The organism is Streptomyces ficellus (assembly GCF_009739905.1).
GTDB classification, from domain to species: domain Bacteria; phylum Actinomycetota; class Actinomycetes; order Streptomycetales; family Streptomycetaceae; genus Streptomyces; species Streptomyces ficellus_A.
Genome location: NZ_CP034279.1, coordinates 4,276,178 through 4,293,056 on the forward strand (window position 1 = coordinate 4,276,178; position 16,879 = coordinate 4,293,056).

Sequence of the window (16,879 nt, forward strand, 5' to 3'; positions counted from 1 at the left end):
CAGGACGCGCCCGTGGGTGCGGAGGACGGCTCATCAGGCGGCACATCAGGCGGCCCGGCAGGTGGCACATCAGGCGGCTCAGCACATCGTCACCGCCAGCCGGGACGACGCGGCCGCGCCGGCCAGCGCGGCGGCGACCGGGCGGGGCACGGCCAGCACGACCAGCGCGCCGGCGTCCGCCGGCTCGCCGCCCACCCGGGGCACCTTCTCCACGCGCACGCCTGTGGCCACCACGCGGGCGGTGCCGTCACCGTCACCGCCCCCGGACGGCGCCACCGGCGACGCGATCACGTCCACGAGGTCCCCGGGCCGCAGCAGCCGGACGGTCGCGCCGTCCGCGATCCGCACCGGGACGGACACCACCTCGACCGGCTTGCCCTCCCGCCGGGGCGCCGTGCTCGCCTGTGGCCGGTCCGCCTCGGCGGGCCCGCGCGAGCCGGTGGCCGAGGCGGCCAGCGCGGCGACCGCCATGGCGAGCCCCGCCGCCATCGCGTGCCGTCGCCGCCGCACCGTCCGCCGCAGCCGGTGACGCCCGCCGCGCACCCGCAGCGGAGCGAACTGCGGCACCCCGCACCTGTCGGGAGGGGAAGGAATGGGGAGCGAACGGGACGTCATGGCAACCACCGCCTGCCGTGAGGGACCCGCACCAGGACCGGGAACGGGCATCGACCGCGCCGGCATTCCACCGGCGCCCCTCACGATCCCGCGTCCCCGCCGCTCCCGCTCGTGCCTGTGGACAGACCCGGCGATGGGGAGAACCCCGTCACCCGCGGGGGTGGCCCCCGGTCATGATCACGGCAGTTCGATGCCGAGGTCCCAGCCGTCGTGCGCGTGGGTGCACAGGCAGGAGCGGTTCTCGGTCTCGGGCAGCCCCGCGACCGCGTCGAACAGCACCTCCCGCAGCCGGCCCACGTTCTCCCCGAAGACCCGCAGCACCTCGGTGTGCGAGACGCCGTCGCCGGTCTCGGCGCCCGCGTCCAGGTCGGTCACCAGCGCCATGGACGTGTAGCAGAGCCCCAGCTCACGGGCGAGGTACGCCTCGGGGTGCCCGGTCATGCCGACGACCGACCAGCCCATCGCGGCGTGCCACCGCGACTCGGCGCGGGTGGAGAAGCGCGGGCCCTCCACGACGACCATCGTCCCGCCGTCCACCGCCTCCCAGCCGCGTCCGTGCGCGGCGGCGAGGGCCACCTTGCGCCCGTCCGGGCAGTACGGGTCGGCGAAGGTCGTGTGCACCACGTTCGGCACGGTCCCGTCCGGCAGGGGCTCGCCGTCGAAGAAGGTCTGCGTGCGGGACTTCGTCCGGTCCACCAGCTGGTCCGGGACCAGCAGGGTGCCCGGCCCGTAGTCGGGGCGCAGCCCGCCCACCGCGCACGGACCGAGGACCTGCCGCACGCCGGCCGCGCGCAGCGCCCACAGGTTGGCCCGGTAGTTGATGCGGTGCGGCGGCAGGTGGTGGCCGCGGCCGTGCCGGGGCAGGAAGGCGACCTTGCGCCCGGCCAGCTCGCCGAGGAACAGCGAGTCGCTGGGGCTGCCGTACGGGGTGGTCATCCGGACCTCGGTGACGTCCTCCAGGAAGGAGTAGAAACCCGAGCCTCCGATGACGCCGATGTGCGCGCCCGGTTCGCCGCCCGTGCCGCCGTTGCCCGCCTGCGCTGCGTTCTCCATGCGGGTCACCCTAACCGGACGTGGACACGCCGAGGACCCCGCCGTCACTACGGCGGGGTCCCGGGAAAAGCCGGATCAGGCGGCGGAGGTGGAGCTTCCGGCCGCGCTCGACGTCGCGGGCTTGGAGTCCGACGACGAGGAGCCGGAGGAGCCGGACGACGAGCTCGATGCGCCGGTGGTGCTCGACGACTTCGCGGCGGACGAGCCGGCGGGCGAGCTGCTCGACGACGCGCCACGGCTGTCGTTGCGGTAGAAGCCGGAGCCCTTGAAGACGATGCCGACGGCCGAGAACACCTTCTTGAGGCGTCCCTGGCAGCTCGGGCACTCGGTCAGAGCGTCATCGGTGAACTTCTGCACCGCCTCGAGGCCCTCGCCGCACTCGGTGCACTGGTACTGGTAGGTCGGCACTTGTCTTCCTCCTGGCACTCTCACTCAGTGAGTGCTAACGACAGTCCATAGTGACGTATTCCGCGGGATCAGTCCACCGTCACGGGTACGCGGTGACCGACGCCACGTGCCACGGTCCGGGTGGCGGGCTTGGGCGCGAGCCGCGACCTGAGGGCCACCAGGGTGACCAGCGCCAGTGCCGTACCGGCCAGCGGGACGAGGAAACCGGCGCTCGCGCCGTACCCGTCGGCGAGCCGGCCGGCCACCGTCACGGCGGCCGCCTGGCCCAGTGCCACGGCACCCGTCAGCCAGGTGAACGCCTCGGTGCGGGCGGACGCCGGGACCAGCGAGTCGACCAGCGTGTAGCCGGTGATCAGCGCCGGGGCGATGCACAGGCCGACGAGCAGCCCGAGCGCGCCCAGCAGCACCACGGAGTGCGCGGACCACAGCAGCGAGGCGGTGACGGTCAGTCCCGCGTACCCGAGGATCAGGCGGCGGCGGGGGCCCATCTTCCACGCGACCGCGCCGACGACGACACCGGCCAGCATGTTGCCCGCGGCGAAGAGTCCGTACAGCAGGCCGTTCATGCCCGGCTGCCCGATCTCCTCGGTGAACGCGGTGAGGGAGACCTGCATGCCGCCGAAGACGGAGCCGATGCCCAGGAAGGCCACCGCCAGGACCCGGACGCCCGGCACCGAGAGCGCGGAGACGCGCTCCACGCGCGCGTGGGAGCCGGACAGGCCGTGGGCGGGCTGGGTGCGGCTCTGGGCGGCGAAGAGCAGGCCGCCGGCCAGCGTCAGCGTCGCCTCGGCGATCAGTCCGGCGGCCGGGTGGACGCCGGTGCACAGCGCGGTGGCGAGGACGGGGCCCACCACGAACGTGAACTCGTCGGTGACGGACTCGAAGGCCGCCGCCGTCGACATCAGCGGTGAGCCCTCCAGCTTCGCGGCCCAGCGGGACCGCACCATGGGCCCGATCTGCGGCACCGAGGCGCCGGTCGGGACGGCGGCCACGAACAGGGCCCACAAGGGGGCGTCCGCCAGGGCCAGCACCGTCAGGACCGACACGGACACCGTGTGGATCAGCACGCCGGGGATCAGCACGGCACGCTGGCCGAAGCGGTCGGCGAGCTTGCCGCTCTGCGGCGCGAACAGGGCCATGGAGACACCGGTGAACGCGGCGACCGCGCCGGCGCTGCCGTACGAATCGGTGGTGTGCTGCACCAGCAGGACGATGCCGATGGTCAGCATCGCGAAGGGCTGTCGTGCGGCGAATCCCGGCAGCAGGAACGTCCACGCACCGGGGGTGCGCAGGAGCTGCCCGTATCCGGGGCGCCGGGCAGGCTCCGTCGAGGGGTTCGTCGTGTCCGTGGCTGTGTGGACAGCGGAGGGCACGGCTCGTGCCTTTCTGCCGCCTGGTAGCGCTCCCCTGGGTGTCGGGAGCCGCCGAGAGCTGTCCTCTTGCGCGGAACTGCGGTAGATACCGGGCTCCACTACGGGGAGCGTCACGGCCGCCATACGGTCGCGCCAGCTCTGCGTCAGGCAGAGTTGCGTCGATCAGTGTGCCTTCATGATACAGGGGACGGCGAGGACGGCACCTGTGAAATGGCCGATATGGCTCAGGTGCCGCCTCCGATTAACCGGATGTTCACTTTCCGGTTCCGCCGGTGCCCAGCCAGTCGGCCAGCTTGCCGCCCTGGCTGACCGCCCGCAGGCGCCGCTCGGCGGCGTCCCGGACCGGGTCCGTCGCCACCACCAGCAGCTCGTCGCCGCGCCGCAGCACGGTCGTCGGCGACGGCACGAAGCTCTTGCCGTCCCGTACGACCAGGGTGACGGCCGCCCCGGGAGGCAGCCGCAGTTCCGCGACCTCCACCCCGTGCATCCGGGACTTCTCCGGGACGGCCACCGACAGCAGGTGCCCACGCAGCCGCTCCAGCGGAGCCGACTCGACGCCCAGGTCTGCGGCCTCCGCGGAGTCGCCGAGGCGCAGCGCCCTGGCCAGCCAGGGCAGGGTCGGGCCCTGCACCAGGGTGTAGACGACCACGAGCACGAAGACGATGTTGAAGACCTTCTCGCTGCCCTCGATCCCGGACACCATGGGGATGGTCGCCAGGATGATGGGCACCGCTCCGCGCAGTCCGGCCCACGACATCAGGGCCTGCTCCTGCCAGGGGACGCGGAAGGGCAGCAGGCTCAGGAGCACCGACAGCGGCCGCGCCACGGCCGTCAGCACCAGCCCGACCATCACGGCGGGCCAGAAGTCGTCGACCAGCTCGTGCGGGGTCACCAGCAGGCCGAGCAGGACGAACATGCCGATCTGCGCGAGCCAGCCCAGACCCTCCGCGAACCCGCGGTTGGCGGGCGCGTGCGGCAGCCTGGCGTTGCCCAGCACCACCGAGGCCAGGTACACCGCGAGGAAGCCGCTGCCGTGCGCCATGGCGCCGGCCGCGTACGCCACCACCGCGATGGCCATCACGGCGATCGGGTACAGGCCCGAGGCGGGCAGCGCCACGTGCCGCAGGCCGAAGGAGCCCAGGAAGCCGACGGCCAGGCCGATGGCGGCGCCGATGGCCAGCTCCATGACGATGGTGCCGAGCAGCACGTACCAGCTGTCGACGGGACCGGTCGTCGAGAAGGCCACCACCAGGATCACGACGGGGGCGTCGTTGAAGCCGGACTCCGCCTCCAGGGTTCCGGTTATCCGTGACGGCAGCGGCACCCGGCGCAGGACGGAGAAGACCGCGGCCGCGTCCGTCGAGGAGACCACCGCGCCGATGATCAGCGCCTGCCGCCAGTCCAGGCCCACCCAGTAGTGCGCCGCGGCGGCCGTGACGCCCACGCTCACCGCGACGCCGGCGGTCGACAGGACGGCCGCCATGGGCAACGCGGGTTTGATCTCCTTCCACTTGGTGCCCAGGCCGCCCTCGGCCAGGATCACCACAAGTGCGGCATAGCCGATCACCTGGGTCAGTTCGGCGTTGTCGAAGTGGACGTTGCCGATCCCGTCCTGCCCGATGGCGACCCCGATCCCGAGGTACAGGAGCAGGCTGGGGAGCCCGCTGCGGGAGGAGATCCGCACCGCTGCGACGGCGACGAGCAGCACGAGCGAGCAGATGAACAGGAGTTCGTTGAGCTGGTGGACAGTCAGTGGCCGACCCTTTCCTCACGTGCGCGCCGGATCGTTCCGGCTGCGGTACTTCGTTACCTTACCTAATCATTAACGTTTCCTTGACGCCCGGTCCGCGGGATCTCCGCCGTCCCGCAAAACGGGCGCTTACTGACACCGCGTCCGGGCCGCGCCGACGCTGCGCCTATGGTTGCTCCAGCACTCCAGGACCAGCCTGCGCCTCGAAGGACAGCGATGCCCGCCAACACCACCGCCGCTTCCACCAAGAAGAAGGGGCGACGTGCCCGTCTGCTCGTGATCGCATTGGTGCTGGCGCTGGTCGCGGGCGTCGGCTACGGCGCCTACTGGAGCGTCAGCACCGTGCGCGCCCCGTTCCCGCAGACCACCGGCAGCCTCAAGCTGGACGGGCTCTCCGCCCCCGTCGACGTGAAACGGGACGACTACGGCATTCCACAGATCTACGCCTCGACCGACGAGGACCTGTTCCGCGCCCAGGGCTACGTCCAGGCGCAGGACCGGTTCTGGGAGATGGACGTCCGCCGCCACATGACGGCCGGCCGGCTGTCCGAGATGTTCGGCAAGGACCAGGTCGAGACGGACGCGTTCCTGCGCACCATGGGCTGGCACCGGGTGGCGCAGGAGGAGTACGACAAGCTCCTGTCGCCCGAGACCAAGAAGAACCTCCAGGCGTACGCGGAGGGCGTCAACGCCTACCTGAAGGGCAAGGAGGGCAGCGACATCTCCGTCGAGTACGCCGCCCTCGCCTTCGAGAACGACTACAAGATCGAGCCCTGGACGCCGGTGGACTCCGTGGCCTGGCTCAAGGCGATGGCCTGGGACCTGCGCGGCAACATGCAGGAGGAGATCGACCGTTCGCTGATGACCGCCAGGCTCAGCGACAAGCAGATCAAGGACCTCTACCCCGCGTACCCGTACGACCTGCACCGCCCGATCGTCGGCAAGGGCGGCGTCGACCGGGCCACCGGGAAGTTCGACCCCTCCGCCGAGGGCAGCACCCGCGACGGCGACTCGGACAGCGGCTCGGACGGCGGCCAGGGCTCCGGCTCCGGCCAGACCCAGAACCAGGGCAGTGGTACGGGCCAGAACCAGGGCGGTGGTACGGGCCAGGGCACCGGCACGGGCGGCCAGGGTGACGGCACCGCCCAGGGCGCCACCGAGGGCCTCCAGTCGCAGCTGTCCGCCCTGTCCGCCTCCCTGGAGAAGGTTCCCGCGCTGCTCGGCCCCAACGGCAACGGCATCGGGTCCAACTCCTGGGTCGTCTCCGGCAAGTACACGACCACGGGCAAGCCGCTGCTGGCCAACGACCCGCACCTGGCGCCCCAGCTGCCCTCGCTCTGGTACCAGATGGGCCTGCACTGCCGCACCGTCTCGGACAAGTGCCGTTACGACGTGTCCGGCTACACCTTCTCGGGCATGCCCGGCGTGGTCATCGGCCACAACCAGGACATCGCCTGGGGCTTCACCAACCTGGGCGCGGACGTCAGCGACCTGTACCTGGAGAAGGTCACCGACAGCGGCTACCTCTACGCCGGCAAGGAACGGCCCTTCGTCACCCGCGAAGAGGTGATCAAGGTCGCCGGCGGCGCCAGCAGGCCCATCACCGTCCGCACGACGAACAACGGCCCGCTGATCTCCGACCGCAGCAACGAGCTGGAGAAGGTCGGCGACGAGGCCCCCGTCGACGCCCTGGCGCCGGACCGCGGCGACGGGTACGCCGTGGCGCTGCGCTGGACCGCCCTGGACCCGGGCAGGTCCATGGACGCCGTCTTCAAGCTGAACCGCGCCACCGACTTCAAGCAGTTCCGCGAGGCCGCCCGCGACTTCGACGTGCCCTCCCAGAACCTGATCTACGCCGACGCCAAGGGCGCCGAGGGCAACATCGGCTACCAGGCGCCCGGCCGGATCCCGGTCCGCCAGAAGGGCCACGACGGCACCATGCCGGCGCCCGGCTGGGACCCGAAGTACACCTGGGAGAAGAAGTTCGTCCCGTTCGACGAGCTGCCGTACGAGGAGAACCCGAAGAGCGGCTACATCGTGACCGCCAACCAGGCCGTCATCGACCCCGACACGTACCCGCACGACCTCACGCAGGACTGGGGCTACGGTTCGCGCAGCCAGCGCATCAACGACCTGATCGAGTCCAAGACCAAGGACGGGGCCAAGGTCTCGACCGAGGACATGCGGACCATGCAGATGGACAACAGCAGCGAGATCGCCAAGCTGCTGACGCCGTACCTGCTGAAGATCGATGTCTCCGACCCGCACGTCCGTGAGGCGCAGAAGCTCCTGGAGGGCTGGAACTACACCCAGGACGCGGACTCCGGAGCGGCCGCCTACTTCAACGGCGTCTGGCGCAACGTCCTCAAGCTCGCCTTCGGCAACAAGCTCCCCAAGGAGCTGCGGGTGAAGGGCGAGTGCCTCAACGTCCGCCCGGCCGACCCCACCGGACCCGTCGAGGAGCAGGACCGGCTCGTCCGCGAGTGCGGGCAGCGCGACGCCGAGACGGCACAGCCGGACGGCGGCGACCGCTGGTACGAGGTGGTGCGCCGGATCCTGGAGGACGAGAAGAACGAGTGGTGGAAGTCCGCCTCCAGCCGGACCTACGACAAGGGCACCGTCACCCGTGACGAGCTGCTGGAGCGCGCCATGGTCGACGCCCGCTGGGAGCTGACCTCGAAGCTCGGCAAGGACGTCAACAGCTGGAGCTGGGGGCGGCTGCACCAGCTGACCCTGAAGAACCAGACCCTCGGCACCGCCGGCCCGGGCGCGGTCCAGTGGCTGCTCAACCGCGGCCCGTGGAACCTGTCGGGCGGCGAGGCGGCGGTCAACGCCACCGGCTGGAACGCGGCCGGCGGGTACGGGGTCGTGTGGGTGCCGTCCATGCGGATGGTGGTGAACGTGGGCGACTGGGACAAGTCCCGCTGGATCAACCTGACCGGAGCCTCCGGGCACGCCTACAACGCCCACTACACGGACCAGACCGACAAGTGGGCCAAGGGCGAGCTGCTCGACTGGGCCTACGGCAAGCGGACGGTCGACGCGAAGACCGTCGACACGCTCGTCCTCACGCCGTGAGGCCGCCCGGGGGCCCGCCCGCCGACGCGGCCGTCAGGCGCGGAAGCGGAGGATGACCTCCGGGGTCACCACGGCGTGCACGGGGTGGTCGTGCGGTTCCTCCGGGACCCGCTCGACCACCTCGTTCGCGTACAGGAGCACCACCAGGGCCGGGTCGTGCCCCGCGCGGGCGATGCGGGCGAGCACCCGGTCGTAGGAGCCGCCGCCCCGCCCGAGGCGCATGCCGCGCGCGTCGACCGCCAGGCCGGGCAGGAGGACCGTGTCGGCCTCCAGGACGGCGTCCACGCCCAGTGGGTCCCCCGCGGGCTCCAGGAGGCCCCGCCGGGCCCGTACGAGCCGCTCGGGGCCCTCGTAGGCCGCCCAGTCCAGGTCGTTGTCCGCCAGCAGCACGGGCAGCAGGACGCGCACGCCCCGCTCGCGCAGCGCGTCGAGCAACGCGCGCGTGCCGGGTTCGCTCCCTATGGAGACGTACGCGGCGACCGTCCCGGCCCGCCGCAACTCGGGCAGATTCAGGGCGGTCTCCGCGAGAACCGCGGCGGCGTTCTGGGCGTCATCACTGGTCAGGAGGGCCCGAGCGGCGAGCAAGTGGCGTCGCAGAGCGGCCTTTTCGGACATGTCGCCGGTCATCAATACCTCACAAAACCTCTCGTACACGGCCATAGGGGCCCGAAGTTGGCCGGAAGGTAATCTTCCGCCTATACCGACCGGATAGGGTGCTCCGCATGAACGAGTCGCACCCCAGGATCAGCAAGGCTGTCATCCCCGCCGCAGGCCTCGGCACCAGGTTCCTGCCGGCCACCAAAGCCACTCCCAAAGAGATGCTGCCTGTGGTCGACAAGCCGGCCATCCAGTACGTCGTCGAGGAGGCCGTCGGCGCCGGCCTCTCCGACGTGCTGATGATCACCGGCCGCAACAAGCGGCCGCTGGAGGACCACTTCGACCGCAACTACGAGCTCGAAGAGGCCCTCATCAAGAAGGGCGACCAGGAGCGCCTCGCCAAGGTCCAGGAGTCCAGCGACCTGGCCACCATGCACTACGTCCGCCAGGGCGACCCGCGCGGCCTCGGCCACGCCGTCCTGTGCGCCGCCCCGCACGTGGGCAACGAACCCTTCGCCGTCCTCCTCGGCGACGACCTCATCGACCCCCGCGACCCGCTGCTGTCCCGCATGGTCGAGGTCCAGGGGCGCGAGGGCGGCAGCGTCGTCGCGCTGATGGAGGTCGAGCCGTCGCAGATCCACCTCTACGGCTGCGCGGCCGTCGAGCCCACCGGCGACGCCGACGTCGTCAAGGTGACCAACCTGGTCGAGAAGCCCGACCGGGCCGAGGCGCCCAGCAACTACGCGGTCATCGGCCGGTACGTCCTGGACCCCGCCGTGTTCGGGATACTGCGCGAGACGGAGCCGGGCCGGGGCGGCGAGATCCAGCTGACCGACGCCCTCCAGAAGCTCGTCGCCGACGAGTCGGTGGGCGGCCCGGTGCACGGCGTCGTCTTCAAGGGCCGCCGCTACGACACCGGCGACCGCGGCGACTACCTGCGGGCCATTGTCAGACTCGCGTGCGAACGTGATGATCTGGGACCGGACTTCCGGAACTGGCTGCGCGCCTACGTCACCGAGGAGATGCAAGGACTGTGAGGACGACCTGGTCGGTGGACGAGCACCTGGAGGACATCCTCCAGGCGGTCCACCCGCTCGACCCGATCGAGCTGCAGCTGCCCGACGCCCAGGGCTGTGTCCTGGTCGAGGACGTCACGGTGCCCGTCGCCCTGCCGCCCTTCGACAACAGCTCCATGGACGGGTACGCGGTACGGGTCGCCGATGTCACCGGCGCCACCGAGGAGTTCCCGGCGGTGCTCACGGTCATCGGAGACGTGGCGGCGGGCAGCGAGGGACTGCCCACCGTCGGCCCCGGCCAGGCCGCACGCATCATGACCGGCGCCCCGCTGCCCCCGGGCGCCGAGGCCGTCGTCCCCGTCGAGTGGACCGACGGGGGCACCGGCGGCGCCCCCGCCACCGGCATGCGGGCGGCCAGCGCCGCCCCCGAGGGCGCCACCGGCGAGGTCCGCGTCCACCGCCCCGCCGAGGCCCGCGCCCATGTCCGGGCCCGGGGGAGCGACGTCCAGGCCGGCGACCTGGCCCTGGAGGCCGGGACGGTCCTCGGCCCGCCGCAGATCGGGCTGCTCGCCGCCATCGGGCGCGGCACGGTGCGGGTGCGCCCCCGCCCGCGCGTGGTCGTGATCTCCACCGGCAGCGAACTGGTCCAGCCCGGTGAGGAGCTGGGCCAGGGCCGGATCTACGACTCCAACAGCTTCGCCCTCGCCGCCGCCGCGCGGGACGCGGGCGCCATCGCCTACCGGGTCGGCGCCGTCACGGACGACGCCACCACGCTGCGGGCCGCCATCGAGGACCAGTTGATCCGCGCAGACCTGGTGGTCACCACCGGCGGGGTGAGCGTCGGGGCGTACGACGTCGTCAAGGAGGCCCTCTCCTCGGTCGGCGACGAGGACGAGCCGGGCAGCGGCATCGACTTCCGCACGCTCGACATGCAGCCGGGCAAGCCGCAGGGCTTCGGCTCCATCGGCCCCGAGCACACCCCGCTGCTCGCGCTCCCCGGCAACCCGGTCTCCAGCTACGTCTCCTTCGAGCTGTTCGTCCGCCCCGCGATCCGCGCCCTGATGGGCCTGGGCGGCGTGCCCGACGCGCAGCGGCCACGCGTGCGTGCCGTGCTCGCCGCCGACAAGCCGCTGACCTCGCCGGCCGGCAAGCGCCAGTTCCTGCGCGGCACGCACGACGCCGACGCGGGCACGGTCACCCCCGTGGGCGGCGCCGGCTCCCACCTGATCGCCGCCCTCGCGCACGCGGACGCCCTGCTCGTCGTCCCCGAGGACACCACCACGGTCGAGCCGGGCGACGAGCTGGACGTGGTCCTCATCGGCTGAAGGGCCCGCCTTGGCGGTACCGTGTCTGCCGCTGTGCCTACCCGGGGGACCACCCCCGGCCCCCGTCGGCGCGACAATGGGCCGTGCGGGGCAATCGGCGCCGGAACACGCGAGGCGGAGTTCAGCAGTGAGTACGCAAGGCAGCCTGACGCACATCGACGAGTCCGGGGCGGCCCGCATGGTCGACGTCTCCGGCAAGGACGTCACCGCCCGCACCGCCCGCGCCACCGGCCGGGTCCTCGTCTCGCCCCGGGTGATCGAGCTGCTGCGCGGCGAGGGCGTCCCCAAGGGCGACGCCCTCGCCACCGCCCGGATCGCGGGCATCATGGGCGCCAAGCGCACCCCCGACCTCATCCCGCTCTGCCACCCGCTGGCCGTCTCGGGCGTGAAGCTGGACCTGTCCGTCGCGGACGACGCGGTCGAGATCGCGGCGACGGTGAAGACCACCGACCGCACGGGCGTCGAGATGGAGGCCCTCACGGCCGTCTCGGTCGCCGCCCTCACCGTCGTCGACATGATCAAGGCCGTCGACAAGGCGGCCGTCATCACCGACGTACGGGTGGAGGAGAAGACGGGCGGCAAGTCGGGCCACTACCGGCGCGACGAGGCGGAAGGGGCGCGGGCGTGACGCCCCGGGCCGGGCACGTCCACGGCGCGCACGCCCCGGAACCGGAGCCCACCGGAACCCCGCACGCCCCCGCCCACGATCCCGCGCACGCCCCCACCGCGCATGCCCCCGGCCACCAGCCGGCGGCCGCGCCCTCCGGAGGCGCCCCGTACCGCGCCCTGGTCGTGACCGCCTCCAACCGGGCGTCCGCCGGCGTCTACCAGGACACCGGCGGCCCGATCCTCGCCGAGGGGCTCGCCGCGCTGGGCTTCACCGTCGACGGGCCCCGGGTCGTCCCGGACGGCGACCCGGTCGAGGCCGCCCTGCGCGACGCGGTGGCCGCGGCGTACGACGTCGTCCTCACCACCGGCGGCACCGGCATCTCGCCGACGGACCGCACCCCGGAGGCCACCCGCCGCGTCCTCGACCACGAGGTCCCCGGCATCCCCGAGGCGATCCGCGCCCACGGCCGCGGCAAGGTCCCCACCGCCGCCCTCTCCCGCGGCCTCGCCGGGGTCGCCGGCCGCACCCTGATCGTCAACCTGCCCGGCTCCACCGGCGGCGTCCGCGACGGCCTCGCCGTCCTGGAGCGGCTCCTGGTCCACGCGGTCGACCAGCTGCGCGGCGGCGACCACCCCAGACCGTCATGAACCCGGCGTGGCCCGTGACGCTGGCGGACGGTGCCGTCGTCCTGCGGCCGATAAAGATGCGCGACCAGCGGGACTGGCGGGAGGTCAACCGGCGCAACCGCGACTGGCTGCGCCCCTGGGAGGCGACGATCCCGCCGCCCGCGCCCGGCGGCCCGCTCGCCCAGCGGCCCACCTACCGCCAGATGGTCCGCCACCTGCGCACCGAGGCGAACGCCGGGCGGATGCTGCCCTTCGTCGTCGAGTACGAGGGCCGGCTGGTCGGACAGCTGACCGTCGCGGGCATCACCTGGGGCTCGATGTGCTCGGGACACGTCGGGTACTGGGTGGACCGCGAGGTCGCCGGCCGGGGCGTCATGCCGACCGCCGTGGCGCTCGCCGTGGACCACTGCTTCCGCACGGTCGGCCTGCACCGCATGGAGGTGTGCATCCGGCCGGAGAACGCGCCGAGCCGCCGGGTCGTCGAGAAACTCGGATTCCGCGAGGAAGGGCTGCGCCCCCGTTACCTCCACATCGACGGGGCGTGGCGCGACCACCTCGTCTTCGCGCTCACGGCGGAGGAGGTCCCGGAGGGACTGCTGCGCCGCTGGCACCGGATCAGCAGGGGCACCCCGCATTAATGCAATATTTGTTCGAATTCAGTCACCGATCTGTCGCAACCGGTCCGACCAATCGCAAAAAAATTCAGTGATATCAGCCAGATCGTGCGACACACCGGTCCAATTGGCCGATGGCCTGATGCGAACCCCTCTACGGTGTGAGGCGTGAGCAGCAGCGGCCTCATCTACGCAGTCATCGTCGGGGCCTGGGCCGCCTACCTGGTGCCGATGTGGCTCCGCAGGCAGGACGAGCTGAACGAAGCCCGTCCCACGGAACGTTTCAGCACCGCCATCCGGCTTCTGTCCGGACGGGCGGGAATGGAGCGCCGGTACGCCAAGGAGCTGCGGGAGCGCACCGCCGAATCGGGGCAGCCGCCGCACGGCGGCGCCGATGAGGGGTGGCGGTCGGGAGACGGGCGCGCGGCGTCGCCCGACGTCGACCCGGACGCCGAGACGGAGCACCTCAGCTCGGTCGACGTCCGGGCCTTCGCCGCGCCCCCGGACCACACGGAGGCGCGCCTCGAGGTCCCGGAGGTCCCGCCGGCGCGGCCACGCCCCGCCCGGCGCCCCCGGCCCGCCGGGGCGGCCGCCGAGCGCGCCCGGCGCTCCAAGGTCCTCGCCCGGCGCCGGCGCACCACGGTCGTCCTCTTCCTCGCCTTCACGCTCGGCGCGATCGTCGCGGCCGTCGGCGGCCTCGCCTTCCTGTGGGCCCCCGGCGTCCCGGCCGTGCTGCTGAGCGCGTACATCGTGCACCTGCGCGCCCAGGAGCGCCGGCGCTTCGTGTACGTCATGGACCGGCGCCGCGCCGAGGCGGCGGCCCAGCGCCTGCGCGAGAGCCGGCCCCGCGGCCGGTCGGCCCCGGACCACGACGACCTGCCCGAGGACCGCCACACCCAGCCGGACCCGGAGCCCGCCCCCGCGCTCACCCCGCAGGAGGCCGGACGCCGCGCACTGGTCGAGCAGACCGACCACGCCGAGTGGGTGGACCAGCAGCGCGACCACGGCCCCAGCCGCGGCGACAGCTGGGACCCGGTCCCCGTGCCGCTGCCCACGTACGTCACCGCGCCGGTCGCGCCGCGGGCCACGGGCGGCGTCGACGTCACTGACCCGGAGACCTGGAGCGCCGCCCGCTCCTCCGCCGCGGAGCCCACCCCGCCCCCGGCCACCCGCCAGAACCCGCACCCGAGCCCGCACCCGCCGCGCCGCTCGCACGACCACGGCCGGACCCCCCTCTTCGACCAGTACGCGGACGAGGACCGCCCGCGCGCCGCCAACGAGTGAGGGTGGTGTGACGGGCCCCACGGGCCCTCCGGGGGTGCGGATTTCCGAGCACCCGGATCGGGATGCTAATGTTTCACACGTCGCAAGGGCCTGTGGCGCAGTCTGGTAGCGCACCTCGTTCGCATCGAGGGGGTCTGGGGTTCAAATCCCCACAGGTCCACGCACACACGAGATCCCGTCCGATCATTCCGATCGGGCGGGATCTCGTCGTTGGTGCGCGGGCGAGACCGGACGACCGCGGGGCGGTGGTCGCGGGCCGGGGGAAATGGCCGAAGGGCGCCGAGCGCCGGAACTCTTGTTCCCTACCCGTGGGTTATGGAAAGCTGTGCAGCCCCGCGGGCCCAACAGGGCGCAATTGCGCGGCAGTTCGAATTCCTGGGCGGTGGCGTCCCTAAAAGGGAATCGCGCCGAAAAGGTATGTACCAATCAGGCGGCGTTCCCCTTCAGCCCCCATCGCAATGCCCTGAATGGAAATAGACCCATGCTCCCTCCCCGTCCCGAGCATTCCGCCCCACCACCGCCCCCCTACGCGCCCACGTCAGGAGGGGCGGACGCGGCACTGGCCGGCCTGCTGGGCGCGGCGGCCGGCGGCGGGGGCCCGGTCGACGCCTATCCCGCCACCGCGCTGATGGCACGGCACTGGGGCGCGGCCGGCGACTACGCGGCGCTCCTCACCGGCTCGCCCGCCCACGCCTCGATGGCCGTGTCCGCCGCCTTCACGCGAGTCCTGGAGGAACTGCGGTACGGCGGCGGGGGCGGCGCGGCGGGAGCGCTGCGGCCGCGGCTGCTGGTCGCGGTGCGCCACACCGTCCGGGAGTGGACCGACGACCCCCGCGTCGCGGGCCTCCTCGCCGGGCTCAGGGCTCCCGCGGGCCCCGGTCCCGACCGGCAGCTCGTCGCCCGGGCGTTCGCGGCACTGCCCGGACCGGCGCAGGTGCTGCTCTGGCACCGCGAGGTCGAGGCGGAAGGGATATCCATTCCGGCCGCATTGCTGGCCGTCGACCCGCGCGTCGCCTCGGCACAACTCGAAGACGCCCGCGAACTGTTCCGCGCCGGTTGTCTGCGCGCGCATTCCGAGCTGGCCGCGGACCCGGAATGCCGCCACTACAACCGGCTGCTCGACATATCGCTGCGCCGCGGCGGCGCGCTGATCCCGGACATCCAGCGGCATTTGTCGAAGTGCCGGCACTGCCGGTACGGCGCGGACCAGCTGCGCCATTCCGACGGACGGCTGCCGCTGCTGCTGGCCGAGGGCGTGCTGGGCGAGGGCGCCCGGGGTTATGTGGACTCCCGGCCCGGCCGCTCCCGTACCCGTTCCCGGGACGGCGCTCCGGGCGCGGCACGCGGATCCGAGGCGCGCGGCCCCATGGCGCGCGGGTTCGGGGTGCGGGCGGCCGGGGGAGGCGGTGCGCAGACGCGCCCGGCGGAGGGGCGCAGGGCGGGGCGGCACTCGCGGGTCGTCCCGGCGGGCGCCGCCGCACGGCGCCTCGCCGAGGCCGTGCCGCGCGGCGGGGCGCTCCGGGTGGGCCTCGGGATCGCGGTGGCCGGCGTCCTGGTCGTGGTCGCCCTGTCGAGCCTCTGGCCGGACGGGGACGAGGGCGGGCAGCGTGCCGGGGCGGGGACGCCGAGCGGCGCGGTGAGCCCGGGGGACCCGGTCACCCCGCAGGGCGGTGCCGTGGGCGGTCCCGCCCCCGGGCAGGGCTCCCCGCCCGCCGGCGCCGCGCCGCGGCCGCCCGAGTCGGCCGGGCACGCGGACGGGGACGGTGCCGGGGCGCTGCGGACCCGGCTGCGCAACGCGGGCGCCGGGGAGTGCCTGGACGTCCGGGACGGCCTGCCGCGGGTGGGCGCCGAGCTCGTCCTCGCGCCGTGCTCGGGCTCCGGGTCGCAGGTGTGGCGGTACGAGCGGGACGGGCTGCTGCGCAGCGCCGCCGCCCCCACCCTGTGCCCCCACTCCCAGGAGTCCTCCGGGGCGGCCGTGCTGAGGCTGTGCGAGGCGCAGGCCGCCGTGACCGTGCGGTACGACCTGAGCGTCCAGGGGCACGTCGTACCCCGGTGGCACGCCGGCCTGGGACTGGTGCCCGCCACCGCCCTGCCCGGGGCCGGTGTGGTCGTCAAGATGCGTGACGGGACGGAGTTCCAGCGCTGGCTCACTGACAACGCTGTCGCACCGGCCACTCCCGCACCCCGGCGGGCGTCCGGGACCGCGGGGGACGCCGGGGGTGAGGGCCGGGGCGGAGGCGCGCGCGACGGCGCCGGGCCGTCGCCGGGGCGGCCGTCCGGCCCGTCCGTGCCCGGTCAGTCCGTGCCCGGTCAGTCCGTGCCCGGTCCGTCCGAGCCCCGCCCGTCCGTGCCCGGCCCGGGGAGCCCTCCCGGCGAGCGGTACGCCGTGCGCGGCGTCACGGACCCGGCGCCCGCGCCGGAGCGCGAGCCCGCGCGGGAGGCTCGGGCCGCGCTGTCACCGGTCATCGGCTCGCCCGTCGCCGTCCCGCCGGTCACCGTTCCGGGGCTCGTGGTGGGCGTGCGGTGAGCG

14 protein-coding genes and 1 tRNA gene are annotated in these 16,879 nt (G+C 73.3%); 9 read left to right on the plus strand and 6 right to left on the minus strand.

Going from position 1 to position 16,879, the window contains the following annotated elements; genetic code table 11:
* Nucleotides 1-78: 78 nt before the first annotated feature.
* The 5 genes from EIZ62_RS19180 to EIZ62_RS19205 all read right to left on the minus strand — a co-directional run bounded on the left by EIZ62_RS19180 (nt 79) and on the right by EIZ62_RS19205 (nt 5,157).
* On the minus strand, nt 79-567 hold the full coding sequence (locus EIZ62_RS19180) for a hypothetical protein (protein WP_156693882.1): 489 nt from the start codon (nt 565-567) through the stop codon (nt 79-81).
* A 225-nt stretch (nt 568-792) separates the two neighbouring features.
* Nucleotides 793-1,668 carry an S-methyl-5'-thioadenosine phosphorylase gene (locus tag EIZ62_RS19185; protein ID WP_156693883.1) on the minus strand — a complete coding sequence of 292 codons (876 nt, stop codon included), beginning with the start codon at nt 1,666-1,668 and terminating at the stop codon, nt 793-795.
* Between the two features lie 75 nt (nt 1,669-1,743).
* Nucleotides 1,744-2,076 (minus strand): FmdB family zinc ribbon protein, encoded by a 333-nt coding sequence (locus EIZ62_RS19190; protein ID WP_156693884.1) that lies wholly within the window; start codon nt 2,074-2,076, stop codon nt 1,744-1,746.
* Nucleotides 2,077-2,144: 68 nt separating this feature from the next.
* Nucleotides 2,145-3,449 carry an MFS transporter gene (locus EIZ62_RS19195; protein WP_156693885.1) on the minus strand — a complete coding sequence of 435 codons (1,305 nt, stop codon included), beginning with the start codon at nt 3,447-3,449 and terminating at the stop codon, nt 2,145-2,147.
* 253 nt (nt 3,450-3,702) lie between these two features.
* Complete coding sequence (locus EIZ62_RS19205) at nt 3,703-5,157, minus strand: potassium/proton antiporter (RefSeq protein ID WP_244375806.1); 1,455 nt, start codon at nt 5,155-5,157, stop codon at nt 3,703-3,705.
* A 258-nt stretch (nt 5,158-5,415) separates the two neighbouring features.
* On the opposite strand from EIZ62_RS19205, the gene EIZ62_RS19210 reads away from it, so the two are divergent.
* Entirely contained in the window at nt 5,416-8,277 is a 2,862-nt protein-coding gene (locus EIZ62_RS19210; protein ID WP_156693887.1) for a penicillin acylase family protein, read from the plus strand.
* A 33-nt stretch (nt 8,278-8,310) separates the two neighbouring features.
* Here EIZ62_RS19210 and EIZ62_RS19215 read toward each other — a convergent pair whose 3' ends face one another.
* A complete protein-coding gene (locus EIZ62_RS19215) occupies nt 8,311-8,904 on the minus strand; it encodes a 5-formyltetrahydrofolate cyclo-ligase (RefSeq protein ID WP_156693888.1) in 594 nt (197 codons plus the stop codon).
* A 95-nt stretch (nt 8,905-8,999) separates the two neighbouring features.
* Here EIZ62_RS19215 and galU point away from each other — a divergent pair, with 95 nt between their 5' ends.
* From galU to EIZ62_RS19255, 8 genes are all read left to right on the plus strand, one after another.
* The gene (galU, locus tag EIZ62_RS19220) at nt 9,000-9,911 is read left to right on the plus strand and encodes a UTP--glucose-1-phosphate uridylyltransferase GalU (protein WP_156693889.1); all 912 of its coding nucleotides are present in this window, start codon (nt 9,000-9,002) and stop codon (nt 9,909-9,911) included.
* The gene (gene glp, locus EIZ62_RS19225; protein ID WP_156693890.1) at nt 9,908-11,215 is read left to right on the plus strand and encodes a molybdotransferase-like divisome protein Glp; all 1,308 of its coding nucleotides are present in this window, start codon (nt 9,908-9,910) and stop codon (nt 11,213-11,215) included. Before galU ends, glp begins: the two co-directional genes overlap by 4 nt.
* Nucleotides 11,216-11,342: 127 nt before the next feature.
* The gene (gene moaC, locus EIZ62_RS19230) at nt 11,343-11,843 is read left to right on the plus strand and encodes a cyclic pyranopterin monophosphate synthase MoaC (RefSeq protein ID WP_156693891.1); all 501 of its coding nucleotides are present in this window, start codon (nt 11,343-11,345) and stop codon (nt 11,841-11,843) included.
* A gap of 158 nt (nt 11,844-12,001) precedes the next feature.
* Nucleotides 12,002-12,472 carry a MogA/MoaB family molybdenum cofactor biosynthesis protein gene (locus EIZ62_RS19235; protein ID WP_156696486.1) on the plus strand — a complete coding sequence of 157 codons (471 nt, stop codon included), beginning with the start codon at nt 12,002-12,004 and terminating at the stop codon, nt 12,470-12,472.
* Between the two features lie 14 nt (nt 12,473-12,486).
* The gene (locus EIZ62_RS19240; RefSeq protein ID WP_156696485.1) at nt 12,487-13,089 is read left to right on the plus strand and encodes a GNAT family N-acetyltransferase; all 603 of its coding nucleotides are present in this window, start codon (nt 12,487-12,489) and stop codon (nt 13,087-13,089) included.
* A gap of 144 nt (nt 13,090-13,233) precedes the next feature.
* Complete coding sequence (gene sepX / locus EIZ62_RS19245; RefSeq protein WP_156693892.1) at nt 13,234-14,349, plus strand: divisome protein SepX/GlpR; 1,116 nt, start codon at nt 13,234-13,236, stop codon at nt 14,347-14,349.
* A gap of 86 nt (nt 14,350-14,435) precedes the next feature.
* Nucleotides 14,436-14,509, plus strand: a tRNA-Ala gene (locus EIZ62_RS19250).
* Nucleotides 14,510-14,830: 321 nt separating this feature from the next.
* Nucleotides 14,831-16,876: an RICIN domain-containing protein gene (locus tag EIZ62_RS19255; RefSeq protein WP_156693893.1), complete on the plus strand. Its 2,046-nt coding sequence runs from the start codon at nt 14,831-14,833 to the stop codon at nt 16,874-16,876.
* Nucleotides 16,877-16,879: the final 3 nt, after the last annotated feature.

Excerpts from the sequence above, each read along its gene's own strand:
- EIZ62_RS19210 (WP_156693887.1), top strand. The coding sequence starts at position 5,416 with ATGCCCGCCAACACCACCGCCGCTTCCACCAAGAAGAAGGGGCGACGT.
- EIZ62_RS19185 (WP_156693883.1), bottom strand. The coding sequence starts at position 1,668 with ATGGAGAACGCAGCGCAGGCGGGCAACGGCGGCACGGGCGGCGAACCG.
- galU (WP_156693889.1), top strand. The coding sequence starts at position 9,000 with ATGAACGAGTCGCACCCCAGGATCAGCAAGGCTGTCATCCCCGCCGCA.
- EIZ62_RS19255 (WP_156693893.1), top strand. The coding sequence starts at position 14,831 with ATGCTCCCTCCCCGTCCCGAGCATTCCGCCCCACCACCGCCCCCCTAC.
- EIZ62_RS19215 (WP_156693888.1), bottom strand. The coding sequence starts at position 8,904 with ATGACCGGCGACATGTCCGAAAAGGCCGCTCTGCGACGCCACTTGCTC.